Source organism: Acinetobacter sp. (genome assembly GCF_050285345.1).
Lineage (GTDB): Bacteria > Pseudomonadota > Gammaproteobacteria > Pseudomonadales > Moraxellaceae > Acinetobacter.
Map to the genome: position 1 here is coordinate 1 of NZ_JBLZXR010000082.1, position 18,148 is coordinate 18,148.

At 41.2% G+C, this 18,148-nt stretch carries 12 protein-coding genes and 1 pseudogene; 8 read left to right on the forward strand and 5 right to left on the reverse strand.

The window, feature by feature from the left end:
• Window positions 1-236 (reverse strand): annotated as a pseudogene (locus ACN6OV_RS07265) (hypothetical protein); the annotation flags it as partial.
• Between the two features lie 306 nt (window positions 237-542).
• Here ACN6OV_RS07265 and ACN6OV_RS07270 point away from each other — a divergent pair.
• A complete protein-coding gene (locus tag ACN6OV_RS07270) occupies window positions 543-1,235 on the forward strand; it encodes an ion channel (RefSeq protein WP_427951350.1) in 693 nt (230 codons plus the stop codon).
• 169 nt (window positions 1,236-1,404) lie between these two features.
• Complete coding sequence (locus ACN6OV_RS07275) at window positions 1,405-3,375, forward strand: BCCT family transporter (RefSeq protein WP_427951353.1); 1,971 nt, start codon at window positions 1,405-1,407, stop codon at window positions 3,373-3,375.
• 71 nt (window positions 3,376-3,446) lie between these two features.
• Here the strand turns inward: ACN6OV_RS07275 and omp33-36 are convergent, their stop codons facing one another.
• On the reverse strand, window positions 3,447-4,337 hold the full coding sequence (gene omp33-36, locus ACN6OV_RS07280; RefSeq protein WP_427951356.1) for a porin Omp33-36: 891 nt from the start codon (window positions 4,335-4,337) through the stop codon (window positions 3,447-3,449).
• Window positions 4,338-5,422: 1,085 nt separating this feature from the next.
• On the opposite strand from omp33-36, the gene ACN6OV_RS07285 reads away from it, so the two are divergent.
• Both ACN6OV_RS07285 and blaOXA read left to right on the forward strand, forming a co-directional pair.
• On the forward strand, window positions 5,423-7,129 hold the full coding sequence (locus ACN6OV_RS07285) for a GGDEF domain-containing protein (RefSeq protein WP_427951359.1): 1,707 nt from the start codon (window positions 5,423-5,425) through the stop codon (window positions 7,127-7,129).
• Between the two features lie 216 nt (window positions 7,130-7,345).
• Window positions 7,346-8,197, forward strand: a complete 852-nt coding sequence (gene blaOXA / locus ACN6OV_RS07290) for a class D beta-lactamase (RefSeq protein WP_427951362.1) — start codon at window positions 7,346-7,348, stop codon at window positions 8,195-8,197.
• A 344-nt stretch (window positions 8,198-8,541) separates the two neighbouring features.
• Here blaOXA and uvrA read toward each other — a convergent pair whose 3' ends face one another.
• The gene (uvrA, locus tag ACN6OV_RS07295; protein ID WP_427951365.1) at window positions 8,542-11,373 is read right to left on the reverse strand and encodes an excinuclease ABC subunit UvrA; all 2,832 of its coding nucleotides are present in this window, start codon (window positions 11,371-11,373) and stop codon (window positions 8,542-8,544) included.
• Window positions 11,374-11,977: 604 nt separating this feature from the next.
• Complete coding sequence (gene tenA, locus ACN6OV_RS07300; RefSeq protein WP_427951368.1) at window positions 11,978-12,640, reverse strand: thiaminase II; 663 nt, start codon at window positions 12,638-12,640, stop codon at window positions 11,978-11,980.
• Between the two features lie 212 nt (window positions 12,641-12,852).
• Here tenA and ACN6OV_RS07305 point away from each other — a divergent pair, with 212 nt between their 5' ends.
• From ACN6OV_RS07305 to ahpC, 4 genes are all read left to right on the forward strand, one after another.
• Window positions 12,853-13,932, forward strand: coding sequence for a DUF475 domain-containing protein (locus ACN6OV_RS07305; RefSeq protein WP_427951371.1), 1,080 nt, complete (start codon window positions 12,853-12,855; stop codon window positions 13,930-13,932).
• Window positions 13,933-14,101: 169 nt separating this feature from the next.
• Complete coding sequence (locus tag ACN6OV_RS07310) at window positions 14,102-15,466, forward strand: MFS transporter (protein ID WP_427951374.1); 1,365 nt, start codon at window positions 14,102-14,104, stop codon at window positions 15,464-15,466.
• 51 nt (window positions 15,467-15,517) lie between these two features.
• Window positions 15,518-16,099, forward strand: a complete 582-nt coding sequence (gene ssb, locus ACN6OV_RS07315) for a single-stranded DNA-binding protein (protein WP_427951377.1) — start codon at window positions 15,518-15,520, stop codon at window positions 16,097-16,099.
• 300 nt (window positions 16,100-16,399) lie between these two features.
• Window positions 16,400-16,963 carry an alkyl hydroperoxide reductase subunit C gene (gene ahpC / locus ACN6OV_RS07320; protein ID WP_427951380.1) on the forward strand — a complete coding sequence of 188 codons (564 nt, stop codon included), beginning with the start codon at window positions 16,400-16,402 and terminating at the stop codon, window positions 16,961-16,963.
• Window positions 16,964-17,053: 90 nt separating this feature from the next.
• Here ahpC and ACN6OV_RS07325 read toward each other — a convergent pair whose 3' ends face one another.
• A complete protein-coding gene (locus ACN6OV_RS07325) occupies window positions 17,054-17,977 on the reverse strand; it encodes a LysR substrate-binding domain-containing protein (protein WP_427951382.1) in 924 nt (307 codons plus the stop codon).
• Window positions 17,978-18,148: the final 171 nt, after the last annotated feature.

The window sequence follows — 18,148 nt, forward strand, 5'->3', positions numbered from 1 at the left end:
ACACGTGCTTTGATATCGGCTTGTCGCATCCCACTAAAAGTTTCATTGGCGATACTTTTTTCAGTGTGTTCCTGATGTTGATAAGTAACGTCTCCCGAAGGACGGATTACCAATTCACTGTGTTCATTTTGCCAAGTTCCCAAATAATCTTCATGGCCTTTTAAGAGGGGGCTATTTTGTGTACATGCAACAATGATCAGTGCGCAAAGCGGTGCCAAGAATAAATGTTTTTGCATAATGAAATCATCCTTTATGTAGATGATGTCTTTAATGTGCGCGTTCCTTGTGTAAATTACAGCACGCTTTATTTCTTGATTTGTAATAGTGCTCTGTCGTACAGAAAGGAAATCTTAGATCTGCTGTGCTTAGTGTTGATCTACAAATCTATGCAGCACAAATTAAAGGGTTCGTGCTAATTTAAAAATGGTCTGAACATACTACTGCATGTCGTGGTTCTAATTGGTTATGCCAAGAGGTTGTTCCAATAAAAATGAGCTGAAGTACGACATTGGATTTGAATAAAAAATAGAGACTAGAAAATAATGCAAGGATTGGTCGATTTTTGGAAAGGATTTCAGTTGTTGCCTTCGGCGTGGTTACTGCTGACCCAACTGTTAATTTTAGTGCTTACCGCATTTACCCGAGACAGTCCATCATTTCGGGCCTTACTGTGGGTCTTGGGAGTGTTGGTGCTGTTGCTCATTGCCAAGGTCATTCGGCAAACGCCGATGTTTACGATTTTGGGATTAAGCTTTGTGGCTTGCGCGGTATTCTTTTCGACCTTCATCATCTTTGGGGTGGATCATCCCCATATCCAAATCATTGCGCATGGCTTTGAAGCTTGTGCTTATTTTAGTGCGGCTTATGGCTTGCTACGTTATATGTTTGCAGATCGCTATTTAACCAAAGATGAACTCTTTGCTGCGGGTGCCGTATTCACCCTCATCGCGTGGGGATTTGCATTTCTTTATAGTATATGTCAGTTGATTTATCCACAAAGTTTTAGCAATCCAACTCAAGCCGGGCTGCAATCTTGGCTGGATTTATTATTTTTAAGCTTTAGCCTACAGTCGGCAACCGGCCTTTCCGATTTAATGCCGATGAGTGCGCCCGCCCGTGTTTTGGCTATGCTACAAATGTTTTGTGGTGTCATGTATTTGGCATTAATTGTGTCACGACTGATCGCATTACAATATGTGGCTCATTTGCCAAATCGGAAGGATAAAGATGATTGATACAAGTTACGATAAAGTAACAGGATACTAACTTATTTATTTTTAACATTAATTTATTATAGCTTTGAGTTCCTTTATTGTATTGAACTCTTCTTTTTGTTCACTTTACGTGAATGCTTCTTGACCTTCGGGTCTGTCTGATAAACAAAATAATCAAGATGGGGTCTTTATGCCTTCCAAACCGACATCTTGGTATTCCAATGTGAATCCCAATGTGTTTCTCAGTACAGTCATTATAATTGGTGTATTTCTGGCTGTCGTAATTTTCGCACCAAACTCTTTTGATCTTATTACCAAACAGCTAAATCAATGGGTTACCGACTCTTTTAGCTGGTTTTATGTCCTTTCTGTGGCTATTTTTCTGATTGTGCTGATTTATATCGCCATGTCAGATATGGGTAAAATCAAACTCGGGCCTGACCATAGTCAACCGGCTTATAGCAATATGTCATGGTTTGCCATGTTGTTTACAGCGGGCATGGGGATTGGTCTGATGTTCTTCGGTGTGGCCGAACCTGTGATGCATTATATCTCCCCACCTTCGGGTGATGCTGAAACCATTCAAGCTGCACAACAATCCATGCGAGTAACTTTTTTCCACTGGGGATTACATGCTTGGGCAATTTATACCATCGTGGGTTTGTCTTTAGCTTACTTCGCTTATCGACATAATTTACCCTTAAAAATTCGCTCCGCTTTATATCCTTTAATTGGCAAAAAAATCTATGGTCCCATCGGGGATGGGGTCGATACGTTTGCCACCATTGGTACGGTATTTGGGGTGGCCACCACCTTAGGTTTTGGCGTTACCCAGATTAACTCGGGACTGAATTATTTATTTGGTATTGAACAATCATCCAGCAATCAAATTATTTTAATTGTGGTGGTCAGTACGATGGCCTCTTTATCGGTTTTTTTAGGATTAGATAAAGGGATTAAGCGACTTTCTGAGCTGAACTTAGTCTTGGCCTTGGCCTTATTATGTTTTGTGTTCATTGTTGGCCCCAGTATTTATTTGCTGCAAACTACCATTCAAAACGCTGGGCAATATATCTCCAACCTATTTAGCATGACCTTCAATTTATATGCCTATCAGTCGAATGGCTGGATTGGCGGTTGGACCATTATGTATTGGGCCTGGTGGATTTCATGGTCACCTTTTGTCGGAATGTTTATTGCACGTGTTTCTGAAGGACGAAGTATTCGCGAATTCATTGTCGGTGTACTGCTGATTCCATCTGGCTTTACCCTGATTTGGATGGGCTTTATGGGCAATGCTGCGTTATACAGTATTTTGCAGGAAGCAAATACGGGGCTGGTGGCAGCGGTACAACGAGATTCTTCTGTGGCTTTATTTGAGTTTTTACAAACTATGCCGTTGTCGAGTGTCATGAGCATGTTAGCGACCCTGTTGGTGATGCTATTTTTTGTGACCTCAGCGGACTCGGGTGCTTTAGTGACGGATTATTTAACTGCAAAATCGGAAAATTCGCCAATTTGGCAGCGTCTGTTTTGGACCGCCTTAATGGCATTTTTAGCCATCGTCTTGCTGCTCAGTGGCGGTTTAGGTGCATTGCAGTCAGCAACGATGCTGAGTGCCTTACCGTTTACCTTGATTATGCTGCTGATCTGTTGGGGACTGTTAAAAGCACTACATTTGGATGTGATTAAAATGAATGCTTTACAGGTGGCACGTATTACTCCACGCGCGATTCAAAACCCACGAAGCTGGCAACAACGTCTGGGTTTGATTATGCATTATCCGCATTCTCATAGTGAAGTGATCAAATTTATACGCACTCAAGTACGAAAGGCCTTTCATAGCATTCAATCTGAATTTGAACGCAGAGGATTAACCGTTGAAATTTTGGAAGTGGAAGATGGTTTGGAACTTCGCGTGGATCATCACAATGAAATCAACTTTGTTTATCAGGTGATTTTACGTGAAACCTTGCCGCCAAGCTTTATGGCCGATCAAGAAATTGATTCAATTGAATATTTTCAAGCCGAGGTCTTCCTGAAAGAGGGTGGACAAAACTATGATGTAATGGAATGGACGCAAGAAGACTTGCTACAGGATATTATCGATCAGTATGAACGACATCTGCATTTCTTGAATTTGGTTCGTTTACCAGAATAAGAGAAGGTTAATACATCGCATAAAAAAGGACGCATAAGCGTCCTTTTTTGATCTTCAGATTCTAAAGTGAATTAGAAACGGAATTTAGCGTTTACGCCAACAGTTTGGGTGTCGTTGATGTCGCCATCAGTCGCATTAGCATTTACGTAAGACGCACCCACTGCAACAGCAGGAGTGATGAAGTAGTTTACGTTCGCGCCCCAAGCTGAATCTGGAGTGCCTTCAAAGCTAGATTCAGCGTAAGAAGCACCAACGCTTAATTTTGGTGTTACGAAAAGATCAGTTTTCAATTGGTAAGCTGTGTCTTCACCATAGATGATGCCAGACTCGAAACCAACCGCCATGTTTGTACCATCGATAGCACCAACGTATTTCGCACGTGCAGTAATCGCATCTTGGTCTTGACTGATTGTTTCAGCTTCAGCAACAGCTTTAACAACGCCGTTACCCATCACATTGAATGCATCTACAGCATCTTGGTCAGCAACGCTAGTATAACCCACAGCAACTAAGAAGTTTTGAGTTGGAAGAGCACCTACTTCTAATGCATAACGGTCGCCGTTACCATCTAACCTTTTAGAAGTTGGGTGTTGGTTTTTAGCATCAAGAATAGTGTGGCTGTAAGATGCGCTTGCATATACAGGAACAACTTTAGTTGGTACATAAGCTTCAGCTTTAATACCGTAGTTGTGAGCGATAACGTCAACACCTTGTGAACCAACTTCACCGTAGTTATACGCTACAGAAACGTTAGACGCTTGGTTCAAGAAAGCTGCTTCAGCTAGAGGACCTTTTGTAGAGTCAACGTTTTTAAGGTAGTAAGTACCTTGAAGACCACCAGTAAAGTCTTTGTCGTTTTCAGTTGTGTCGATGTATTCTGCTTGACCTTGTACTTCGAATTGGTAAGCTTGAGCACCGGTCATCGCTAATAATAAAGCAGTGGCTAAACCGAGTTTTTTCATGATTTTCTACCAGTTGTTACAAATGGATTAAACATTAGGCATTGTATTGTAACAAAACATTAAGTCAATGATCTTAAAGGTGATTACTCAAACTGCAACATCGTGCTTTATTTCACAATAGAAAATTCAGTTTTTACTCTAACTAACAAGTCACTGAAAAAAAATCATTGAGAACAATTAGCTAAGTTTGCTAAAACCGAGAATAAAAAATTAAGACTTGAAAAAAGACACCATTTTTTGATCTGTTTTTTGGATTGATATTTTATTTTTAATTTAAAAAATCACTTAATAAAAAAAGAAATTTCATCTTTTAAACGATAAAAAATGACAAATTAATGATGAATAGTTAAACATAATTCATATTTTTTGCTTAATAAATGTGCATTTGTTTTTAATTAATGCCAATTGTGTCACTTAAACTTTGGGTTGTTGTGATTAAATTAAAACCCGAGTGAAATACTTGGCTTTACATCAGGTTCTTTATAGCCCATAATTTGTTAATCGAGTCATCACATTGATTGAAAGTGTGATATTAACCCCGATTCTCCATAATTTTTGTTTTTTATTCGCCCAGCTTTCCCCAAGGTTGGGCTTTTTTTTATCAAAAAATTGATAGAGATAAAAAAACAGGGAAAAATAATGATATTTTAGTGCACTATAATGGTGCTTTATTTGTGTTGTTTTTGACAGATTTTTTTTGAATAGAAAAAAAAATCCTGATTTTCATAAAAAAATCAGGATTTTTTAGCCAAAATCTTCGGGGAACTAGAATATTCTGCTGAGGGAAAAATCTAGTGTGCCCTAATGCGGTGCATTGTGCACCAAATCATAGCTGTTGTAAATAATCTTGAATCCGGTTCTGAAAAAAAATTGTAGTTTTTTATCATTTGATAATTTTGATCTTCAATATGGGGATACTACGAATAAAAAATGTGACATGTTAGGCATTTTTGGCTAATATTTAGACTTAAACTTGTTCATTATAAATTTTTATAGATTATTTAAAGTAAAACTTTTGGTAATACGGCTTTAACTTTATACAGTAAATTGCTGTTTGGGCTATGTAACAATGGGGCGTAAAATAAGTGCAAGCATTACGTACTGAACATATAAGTAAGCGACTTCAAATCGCAATGCTAATTATTGTGTTGTCCATTGTATTGATCAGTGTACAGCTGATCGTCAGTAGTTATCGGCATTATGTCAAAAGTGTAGAAGCATTAAAAGAAATTCAAATGTTGAAAATGGTGGCGGAATTAGCTAACCAAATTTCACGTGAACGTGCGCCCGCTAACAGTGCCATGTCTAGCCAAGGTCAGCAACGTGAACAAAAAACGCAAGAACTGATTGAATATCGTAAAGGGGTTGATTTGCAGTATCAGCAGACACTCGAGGTTTTAAAACAATACGATTTTGAGTCGATTGCACAGCAATTAGAATCCAATCTTTTACCGCATTTAACGCATGGGCGTGAAGCGGTCGACCATTATATTGCCTTAACGGTCGAGCAGCGTCAGGCAGAAGACTTAGATCAAGCGATCCTCAAGATGTTTGCTGCATGGGATCAAAGCTATATTGCTATGCAAAAGTTGGTGAATTATTCACATGGTAAAGATACCGCGGTATCGAATTATTACACCTTAATTTTGTTACTGGCAGATTTACGCGATCAGGCGGGGCGAGTTGCATCAAATATTATGGCTGCGATTTCTTTTCAACAAGCCATTCCTGAGGAAAATTTAGCACGTACTTTACAAACTCAGCGTCAGGCTCGTTATTTATGGGAGTTGGTCAATGTAGTGCAATCCGAACATGACAAAACAGATGAATTTAAGCAGCTACATCATGCCGTCAGAACGGAGTTTTTGGATAAGGGTTTAGCGCTGATCACGACATTAGTAGGTCAAAGTACACAATACCCAAACTACAGCATGGATGGAACACAGTTGACAGATGCCATGGTAGACAAGTTCAGCACCGTGGTGAAGCTGCAAAGTTTTATTTTAGATTACAGCCTTGAGGTTGCACGTGAGGAAAAAAGACAGGCGCAGAGTAAACTCTTGTTTACTTTATTTTTGTCCATGTTGTCCTTATTGACGGCAATCATGACCATGTTTTATGCCAAAAAATGGGTGTTTGAGCCTTTAATTCGTGCGCGCTTTCAACTGTTTAAATTAGCGCGCTACCGTCAAGTCGATCAGGCCTTGATTGAAAATAATCAACGTGACCATTTAAGTTTATTTGATGCGATAAAACGTATTGAAAATATGTTGCAGCAGCGTGATGCATTTGAATTTCAACTAAAGCATATTGCCAATACGGATTCATTAACCGGTGTTTCCAATCGTTTTGCTTTAGATGAATACATTAAATTCCGCGATAACCAAGTTGCTCGATTTCAGCAGACTTGTTTGCTGATTATTGATATTGATAATTTTAAACAAGTGAATGATTGCTATGGGCATATTGTCGGAGATGTGGTCATTCAGCATGTAGCTAATCAACTACGTCATCATGTGCGTTCGTCTGATTTAGTGGTGCGTTATGGTGGGGATGAGTTTTTGGTGTTGATAGAAGGCATCGACATTCATAAAGCACAGCAAGTTGCAGAAAAAATACGGACAGATATCCAAATGGAACCGCTGTGTATTGCCCATGAAGTTCCTGATTTAGTTCCAAAGGTCAGTATTGGAATTGCAGTGGGGGCTAAAAGTTGGATGAGTTTATTAGAACAGGCCGATCAAGCTCTGTTTCGAGCAAAGGTGGCAGGACGTGACCGAGTGTCGATTTAGTCACGTGTCGCTTTTTTGTTTAGTACGTTGAGCTCAAGCTCTTCTTCAAAGATAAAAAATCACCACCTATTCATTCAGCTAATCATTGGCAAAAGTAAAAAATAAGCTGCAAATTTTTCGCAAGATTTAAATATTTGGAATATGCAAAACAAAACAGTCCTATATTTTTGATCGCTTTATACTATGGTTCATCAAAAGACAGATAAACATGATCAGATGAAAAAACAACTGTTTTATTTCATTATTGCGAGTGGATTAATCGCATGTTCGACACAAGATAGTCGGTTGAGTACCACAAAAAATACCATACCTAAAAAATCCGTGAATGAAGCGAATAGCCGAATCCATGAGATTCCTCTATTGTTTAATGAGGCACAGACTCAAGCTGTTTTTGTAAGCTTTGATGGTAAGAAAATCCATCGTTATGGCAATGCTGTACAGCGTGCCAGCACAGCATATATTCCAGCATCTACCTTTAAAATGCTGAATGCTTTAATTGGACTGCAACATCATAAAGCGACAGCGAATGAGGTATTTAAATGGAAGGGCGAAAAACGTTCTTTCCCTGCTTGGGAAAAAGATATGACCTTGGCAGAGGCAATGCAGGCTTCGGCTGTCCCTGTTTATCAGGAACTGGCAAGACGGATTGGACTTGAGCTCATGCAGCAGGAAGTCAAACGCGTTGGTTTTGGTAATATGAATATTGGTCAGCAAGCTGATAATTTTTGGCTGGTTGGTCCGCTCAAAATTACTCCTGAGCAGGAAGCTAAATTTGCGTATCAGTTGGCCACAGCACAATTGCCTTTCGATGCATCTGTACAACATCAAGTGAAAGAAATGTTGTATATCGAAGGTCGGGGTGATGCGAAGTTATATGCAAAAAGTGGTTGGAGCATGGGTGCTGAGCCTCAGGTCGGTTGGTATACCGGTTGGGTAGATGATGGTCATGGCAAGATTACGGCATTTAGTTTAAATATGCAGATGCAGGCAGGGGATGATATTGCTGAACGGAAGCAGTTGACATTGGATGTGTTGGATAAGTTAGGTGTATTTTATTATTTGCGTTAATTTTTTGAGTTTTGAGTTTTGAGTTTTGAGTTTTGAGTTTTGAGTTTTGAGTTTTGAGTTTTGAGTTTTGAGTTTTGAGTTTTGAGTTTGCACGTTCTCATTTTGCAATGTGATCGGTTTTTCATTGCGTAGGAGTTTTTCTACTTTTGAAAGCACAAAAGTAGGCAAAATGCTTTTGTTTGACTGAGGGCACGTCTGTGCTGCCCCAGTCAAACAGGCGACCTCCATGTTGCTGGTCATGTGATTGAAAAATTGCCAAGAATCAATTTATTAAGGAACAGCTTTATTTAAATAAAACGGTGAATAAATCACCGTTTTATTATGTGCTTAACTAGATGTGAATCTTATTTCAACATCGGCTTTAAAAACTTCGCTGTATGTGAAACTTTAGATTTCGCCACTTGTTCTGGTGTACCTTCGGCAATAATCATACCGCCACCCGCACCACCTTCAGGGCCTAAGTCCACAATCCAATCCGCAGTTTTAATCACATCCAAATTATGCTCAATCACCACAATGGTGTTGCCCTTGTTGCGTAGCTCATGCAGGATGTCGAGTAACTTGGCAATATCATGGAAGTGCAGACCTGTGGTTGGTTCATCCAGTACATATAAGGTTTTACCCGTATCACGCTTTGCCAACTCACGTGCCAATTTCACCCGTTGCGCTTCACCACCTGAAAGCGTCGTCGCCGATTGACCCAAGCGGATATAGCCCAAACCCACTTGGTTTAAGGTTTCCAAACGACGATGAATCACAGGAATCGCATCAAAGAAATGCATCGCATCTTCAACCGTCATTTCCAATACATCTGAAATGTTACGACCCTTATAGCCGACTTCCAACGTTTCACGATTATAACGCTTGCCATGACAGGCATCACAAGGCACATACATGTCGGGTAAGAAATGCATCGCCACTTTGATCATGCCGTCACCTTCACAAGCTTCACAGCGTCCGCCTTTTACGTTAAATGAGAAACGACCTGCCGCATAACCACGCGCTTTGGCTTCAGGGGTTTGCGAAAAAAGTTCACGAATCGGGGTAAATAAACCGGTATAGGTTGCAGGGTTAGAACGTGGTGTACGTCCAATCGGGCTTTGGTCAATGTCCACAACTTTGTCGAGGAACTGCAAACCATCAATCGAGTCAAATTTTTCAGCGGTTAAGGTGGTTGCACCATTGAGCTGCGTTGCCGCAAGCGGTAACAATGTTCGGTTAATTAAGGTCGATTTGCCTGAACCAGACACCCCGGTTACACAGGTCATTACCCCTAAAGGCAAGGTTAAATCGACATTTTTCAGGTTATGACCTGCAGCACCCATCAACTTGATTTGTTCTTCAGGTTTCGGTGGCTGAATGCGCTGTTTCGGCACTTCAATTTTTAGTTTTCCTGATAAATATTGACCGGTTAATGAATCTGGATTTGCCAAAATTTCATCATAAGTCCCTTCGGCAATCACATGTCCACCATGCACACCTGCACCCGGACCAATATCAATAATATGGTCAGCGGCACGAATTGCATCTTCATCATGCTCCACCACAAGTACGGTATTGCCCAAGTCACGTAAGCGAACCAAGGTTTCAAGCAGGCGGTCATTATCACGTTGATGCAAACCAATCGAAGGTTCATCCAGTACATACATCACGCCCATCAAACCCGCACCAATTTGTGAAGCCAAGCGGATACGCTGTGCTTCACCGCCTGATAGTGTTTCAGCAGAACGTGAGAGGCTTAAATAGTTCAAACCCACAGAGACAAGAAAGTGCAAACGCTCACGGATTTCCTTAAAAATCTTATCGGCGATTTCACCTTTAGCCCCACTGAGATTCAGGTCTTGATAATAGCTTTCCGCATCGCCAATCGACATTTTGGTGATCTGCGCGATGGTTTTGTCTTTAACTCGGACATGGCGTGAAATTTCATTCAGTCGTGAACCGCCACAGGCATCACAGGCGGCATTGGATAAATATTGGGCCAAATCTTCACGCACATAATTCGATTCGGTTTCACGGTAGCGGCGTTCTAAATGCGGCAAAATCCCTTCAAAAGCTTGCACGCGTTTATGCGAACGACCGCGTTCATCGATATAGCTCAGGTCAACTTTTTCTTTGCCTGTACCGTAAAGAAATTTCTTCTTGGTGTCGGCATCCAGTTCATTCCAAGGAGTATCCAAAGAATAACCAAAATGATCGGCCACTTTTTGAATCATGCTGTAGTAATACGGACGTTGACGATCCCAACCACGAATAGCACCTTGGCTGATCGATACATCTGGACTTGGAATCAATTTCTCAGCACTGAAATGGCTGCGTGTGCCTAAACCATCACAAACCGGACAGGCCCCAAAGGGGTTGTTAAATGAAAACAGACGTGGCTCAAGTTCACCGACTGCACGTTCACATTCAGGGCAGGAGTGTTTGGCTGAAAATACGCGATCTTCTTGTTCGCCTTTCATCCACGATAAAATAGCAATATCACCGCCCATTCGCAGAGCAGTTTCAAAACTTTCGGCAATTCGGTTGCCAAGATCATCACGCACTTTAAAACGGTCGATCACCACTTCAATGGTGTGTTTTTTCTTTTTATCCAGCTCTGGCATCGGGTCCAGATCCACCACTTCGCCATCGACACGGGCGCGAACGAAACCTTGCCCTTGGAGTTGTTCAAACAGGTTGGTGTATTCGCCCTTACGCTCGCGCACCACAGGCGCCAGCAGCATCAGCGCGGTTCCTTCCTCTAAACCTTTGACTGCATCGACCATTTCCGAAACTGTTTGTGCAACCATTGGCAGGTCATGTTCAGGACAATAGGGGGTACCGACACGGGCATACAGTAGACGTAAATAGTCATAGATTTCGGTGATGGTCCCGACAGTTGAGCGCGGGTTGTGACTGGTAGATTTTTGTTCGATGGCAATCGCAGGGCTTAAACCTTCAATCGAATCGACTTCGGGTTTTTCCATTTGTGACAAGAACTGACGTGCATAGGCAGACAGTGATTCCACATAACGACGTTGTCCTTCGGCATACAAAGTATCGAAGGCCAAAGAGGACTTACCTGAACCGGAAAGCCCCGTAATGACCACAAACTTGTCGCGTGGAATATCGAGAGACACATTTTTTAAGTTATGGGTTCGTGCGCCTCGAATACGGATATGACTTTGGCTCATGCAAGGGTCCTGAAAAATTTCATCGAAAACTTATATATGATAGCGCATGAAAATTGTTCAAGGCTAAATTAAACCTAGATTTATGTGTGGCTTTGTGAGAAAAATGACTGAATTAAAATTTGAATGATCATGTAAATGCCAGATTGCATGACATGATGGGGATTATAGGGTCACACAATGAACGGTTATTTTCATCAAATTCAAATGCTGTGTATGAGCTGCTTAATGCTATGTAGTGTCTATAGCTAAATTCTAAAAATATCAGCACGTAAAAATAGCTGTAAAATTCCATTCTTTAAGGTCTTTGGTGTACTGAAGAGTTAAGTAATCAGCTATAGTATTACGTTGAGTGCCTGCGGGAAAAATACTGCGCCTAAAGCTGAAAAATATGCTACATCGTAACAGCAGGAGCACTGATTTATTTTGGCAGTACGTTCAGGCTTAGTTGAATAACAGATCATGTGGGATGAATATGGCAGCTATCATTTAGATAAGATAGATAAGAGATAAAACCGTTTTAAAATTAAACATCTCGTGATAAAAAAGGATCTAAATCCTGTGATTTAGATCCTTTGGTTTAACTCGATTGAGTTACATCGAATAATTAGATCGGCCAAGTGCGTTGCTGGTAAGCACTGTCCCAAAATAACCATTCAAGTTTTGCAGCATGTGTATACGCGGTATGCATTTTAGCCAGAGTATCTGCATCACAGCGCGCCGCAACTTTATCAATGGTCGCGATCACATTACGCACAGCAGTATTGAATTCCTCGCCTGAATAGGTGTCGACCCATGCTTGATAAGGGTTGTTCGGTACAGATTGGCTCACAATCGCTTTACCCACTTCGGCATAAATCCAAAAACATGGAAGTAGAGAAGCCAGTACTACTGGATAACTTTCTGCCCACGCGGTTGCGGTGAGGTAAGAGGTATAGTGATGGCATGCCAGCGTCAATGGTGTGGTTTCAAATTCTTCCTTGCTGATGCCAAAGCCTTGCATAAAGTCATTATGCAAGCTGCGTTCGACCACAATGGCAATTTTCGCTGCCTCAGAAAATTGAATGACATCATCTGCCTCAAAAGCTTTTGCTGCACAGATCGATAAAGCACGACCATAAGCCAACAAGTAATGTGCATCTTGAATCACATAATGACAAAATGCATCACGGCTTAAAGTACCCTGAGCCAATTCTTGATTAAAGGGCAAATTTAAAATGCGTTGATATAAATCAGCGTTTTGCTGCCAGACTTCTTCAGAAAAATGCATTGAACTTTCCTGCACATAAAAATGAAAAAAGACGCATGTACAACATAAAGCGAAGTACATAGGGTGTTCCATCTTAGAGTGTTTATTGAAAATGTAACGAATAATTTTTGGTTTCATCACAGAAAAGCGTCATAATTGCCGCATTAAACTCCTCTTCAAAGTCAATCTCGCATTGATTTTACAAATATATTGAATCAATAGGTCGATCTATCATGATGAAACATTTTGGTTTCTCAATCTTCTTTACGATCGTGTGTCTCGCCATTGCTGCATACTGGGGCTTTACGCATGGCCCAAATGCAGGCTTACAGGCCATGTTTACAGCTTTGACCATTACTGCAATTTTGGCAGTCATGGAAGTGTCATTGTCATTTGACAACGCGGTTGTGAATGCATCGGTACTCCGCGGTTGGGATCATTTCTGGAAAATGATTTTCTTAACCGTCGGTATCATCATTGCGGTATTCGGTATGCGTTTGGTTTTCCCGATTGTCATCGTGGCTGTAACGGCAGACATGGGAACCATGGAAGTGGTGCGATTAGCACTGAATAATCCAATCGAATATTCTGCAAAATTGATGGCACATCATGCAGAAATTGCCGCTTTTGGTGGTGCTTTCTTATTGTTGGTATTCCTGAACTTCTTCTTGGATGAAGGCAAGGATACTCACTGGTTCCGTTGGTTAGAACATCGTTTGGCGAATCTGGCAAACGTACCAGCAATGTCGGTGTTTATCTCTTTAATTGCCCTGTTAATTATGGCGGCAAATATTGCTGAAGAAAGCCGTCTCGCTGTAGTGATGGCAGGAATCTGGGGCATTGTAATTTACATCGGGGTGCAAGTATTGAGCCATTTATTGGGTGGCGAGCCTGAAGTAGATGAAAATGGCAATGCTGTCGGTCATGATGCCAATGGCGTACCGACAGGTGTGATCAAAGCCGGCTTTGGTGGTTTCCTTTACCTTGAAGTACTTGATGCCTCATTCAGTTTTGATGGTGTGATTGGCGCGTTCGCGATTACATCGGATGTGGTGATCATCATGCTGGGTCTTGCGATTGGTGCGATGTTTGTACGTTCGATGACTATTTATTTGGTAGAAAAAGGTACGTTAGATGCCTATATCTACCTTGAGCATGGTGCGCATTATGCCATCGGTGCTTTGGCTTTTATTATGTTGGCAAGCGGTACAGGCATCCATGTTCCAGAAGTGGTGACCGGTCTGATTGGTGTGGCATTTATTGTTTGGGCTGTGATTGCATCGATTCAATATAAAAAACGTCAGCAGCAATAATTGGGCAGCGAATCAATCGATTCACTCCTTGGTTTAAAAAAAGTGCAGCATCAGCTGCGCTTTTTATTTGTCCAATTTGAGGCATAATGAATTTAAATAAAAATCCTGCTTTGCTGTGCGCTGAATGTCCTATAATCCCTGTCCATGATTAATGAAATTTTAACCAGCTATGATGAATGCTCTTGAACGACGCTCAACTTTTGCTTTGAGTAGTATTTTTGCCTTGCGTATGCTGGGGCTGTTCATGATTATTCCCGTATTTTCTGTGGCCGGACAGCAATATGCAGGGGCAACACCTGCATTGATTGGTCTGGCTGTGGGGGTTTACGGTTTGACCCAAGCCATTTTACAAATTCCATTTAGCTTAATTGCCGACCGCTATAGCCGTAAGCCTTTGGTGGTAATTGGCCTGTTGCTGTTTGCTTTGGGTGGGGCGATTGCGGCTATGTCCGACAGCATTTATGGGGTGATTATTGGTCGCGCGATTGCCGGTGGTGGTGCTGTTTCTGCGGTGGTAATGGCGTTATTGGCCGATGTCACCCGTGAAGAGCAGCGTACCAAAGCCATGGCGATGATGGGGATGAGTATTGGTCTGTCTTTTGTGGTGGCTTTTAGTTTGGGGCCTTGGTTAACTGGTCTGGTCGGTATCTCAGGACTGTTTTGGGTCACCACCATTATGGGGCTTGCAGCGATTGCTATGTTGCTCTTGGTGCCGAAAGTGACGCGGCATCACCGAAATTTCCAGCAAGGCTATCTGACTCAGCTCAAACAAGTCTTGAAAATGGGTGATTTAAACCGTCTGCATGTGTCAGTATTTTCATTACATTTATTGCTAACCGCGATGTTTATTTATGTGCCTTCACAGCTAATTGATTCGGCACACATTCCATTAAGTTCACATGGTCTGGTCTATTTACCGTTATTGGTGATCAGTCTGTTTTTTGCTTTTCCAAGCATTATTTTGGCAGAAAAATACCGCAAAATGCGTGGCATTTTCCTCACTGCAATTGGTGGGATTATTCTCGGCTTGGGTATTTTAATCTTTGGTTTTGAGTCCAAGTATATTTTGCTGGCGGGCTTAGGTTTATTCTTTATCGCGTTTAACGTGATGGAAGCGTTATTGCCGTCATGGTTGTCCAAAGTTGCACCTATTCAATCCAAAGCCACTGCGATGGGCGTGAATGCCAGCAGTCAGTTTCTAGGGGCATTTTTTGGCGGTATGATTGGTGGGCAACTTTTACTGTTAAATCATACTGCGATGGGTTGGGGTATTCTGACCGCTTTAGCGATTATTTGGTTACTAATTAGTTTTGGATTGTCTCAACCGCGTTATTTATCATCTATGGTTTTTAGCCTGCCAAATGATCAAAAAACGGATGAATGGACTTCTCAACTTTTAGCAATTCGTGGTATTGAAGAAGTTGTGGTGATGACTGACCAGCAAGTGGCTTATGTGAAAGTGGATAAGCAGCAGATTGATGAATCTGCGCGACAACATTTAACGCACTTGTTAGGGAAAGAGGTAGCCATTTAAGCATAACTCTTATAAAGTAAATAATAGAAACAAATAGGAAGAATACGTCTGATGCGTGGTGTAAATAAGGTCATTTTAGTTGGTACTTTAGGTCGTGACCCTGAAACAAAAACTTTCCCAAATGGTGGTTCTCTGACTCAGTTCTCAATTGCAACGAGCGATTCATGGACTGATAAAAATACCGGTGAACGTAAAGAGCAAACAGAATGGCACCGTATTGTGTTGCATAACCGCCTCGGTGAAATTGCACAGCAATATCTGCGCAAAGGTTCTAAAGTTTATATTGAAGGTTCATTGCGTACACGTCAGTGGACAGACCAAAGCGGCCAAGAGCGCTACACCACAGAAATTCGTGGTGAGCAAATGCAGATGCTTGACAGCAACCGTCAACAAGGCGAGCAAGGTCAAGGTGGTGGTGACTTTAACCAACCACGTTTTAACAATAATCAAGGTGGTTATAACAATAACCAAAATCAAGGTGGCTACGGCAACCAAGGTGGTTATGGCAATAATCAACCAGCTCAAGGCAATAGCTATGGCAACAATAACCCAGCTGGTTTTGCGCCGAAACAACAGCCTGCACCGACACCAGCACCGGCTGCTGCTGATTTAGATGACGACTTACCGTTCTGAGACACTCTAGGCCTTAAAAAGGCAAATCATCATCTAGGAAGCCCTCAATATTGAGGGCTTTTTATCGTCTATAAAATCAAGCATACAATAGTCATAATGCAAATATTCAGTGCAGACTGATGCGGTTGGGCTGATCGAGTTTAATAGATGTTCTCGATTGAGATTGTAATATTGATATAAATAGTGAATCTAAAAATCCGATAGTTTTTATAAAAAACTTCGGTTTTACCTATGCCGATGTTTTTCGTATTCTAGCTTCAACAGATTAGCAATCCCCAAAATGAGTTAGAGGAATATCACATGAGTTTAATCAATACAGAAATCAAACCATTTAACGCAACTGCATATCAAGATGGTCAATTTATTGAAGTTTCAGAAAAAAACTTCTACGGTAAATGGTCTGTTGTATTCTTTTATCCTGCGGACTTCACTTTTGTTTGTCCAACTGAATTAGGCGATCTTGCGGATCATTATGCTGAATTCCAAAAAATGGGCGTAGAAATTTATTCAGTTTCTACAGATACACATTTCACACATAAAGCTTGGCACGATTCTTCAGAAGAAATTAAGAAAATCGAATATCCAATGGTTGGCGATCCAACGTGGACTTTGGCGAAAAACTTTGAAGTCCTGATTGAAGCGGATGGTCTTGCGGACCGTGGTACTTTCGTCATTGACCCTGAAGGCAAAATTCAAATCGTTGAAATTAATGCTGGGGGCATTGGCCGTGATGCATCTGAATTGATGCGTAAAGTCAAAGCAGCGCAATATGTACATACGCACCCGGGTGAAGTCTGTCCTGCAAAATGGAAAGAAGGTGAAGCAACACTTGCACCATCCATTGACCTAATCGGTAAAATCTAATTCGGAAGCGTTTTTTTCGAATTATAAAAAAAGCCAGAACTGAGTTCTGGCTTTTTAGTGTGCATGGAAGTCACATGAAATTAAATCGGCTTAAATTAAGTAGCCTTTATGTTCAGGGCCATATTCACGGATGCCTGTAACCAAATATTCAATCAGTTTTTCCATCACCAAGCGTTGTCCTTTACGTGAAGCATAGACCAATTGGATAGTTCCCACATTGGAACACCACTCGGGAAATAAATGAATTAAACGGCCGGCCTCAATATCGTCTTTGACTGTCAAATAGGGCAGATCTGCGATGCCGAGACCATCCAGTACCGCATAATAGGCACCGGCCAAATCATTGCTTTTGATCCGCGGTTGCAGCGGAATTTCGATTTGTTCTTGGCGCTCGATATGATGTAAAAGCCATTGATAACGGATTTTGTGGGTGCCCAAAACAATGCTTGGAAATTCAGATAATTCAGGGATATGTTGTAATTCACGGCCATTAAGCAATTCAGGACTAATCACTAAACAATGCACGGTTTTGATGATATCGCGCACGATAATACTGGAGTCTTCATTTTCAGCAAAATTGGTGCGTATCGCCAGATCAATATCATCATGCAAGACATCGACCCTACGGCTTGTCAGTTCAAGTTCAACCTGTACTTTGGGATAGGTTTTTAAAAATTGATTCAGCAAGGGACGAATTTGATGTTCCATCATGACCGGTGGACAACTAATTTTGACCAATCCTTCAGGTTCATTTTTTTGTTTTAATAATACATTGTGAGCACACTCAACCTGTTGAATGATTTTAATGCATTCCTCATACAATTCCTGCCCTAAGGTCGTCACCTTAAAATGGCGGGTTGAACGCTGAATCAAGGTGACATTATATTGGGCTTCAAGGTCTAAAATTCGTCGGCTCAATTTAGACTTAGTAATATTTGATGCTTCGCTTGCCGCACTGAAACCACCATGCTTCACCACCAAATAAAAGTAGTAATAGTCATCAAATGAATGCATGAATCACCTAAAAATAAAGACATTGTGAGGAGCTACTGAGTTTTAAATCATACGTGAAATTGACTCTTTCGCATAAACAAAAAGCGGCGTAAACGCCACTGCTGTCCCACAATTTTCATAAGAAGAGCCTCAATTGAGGTTCTTCTTGTTTTCGCCATTTTTTATCGGGCA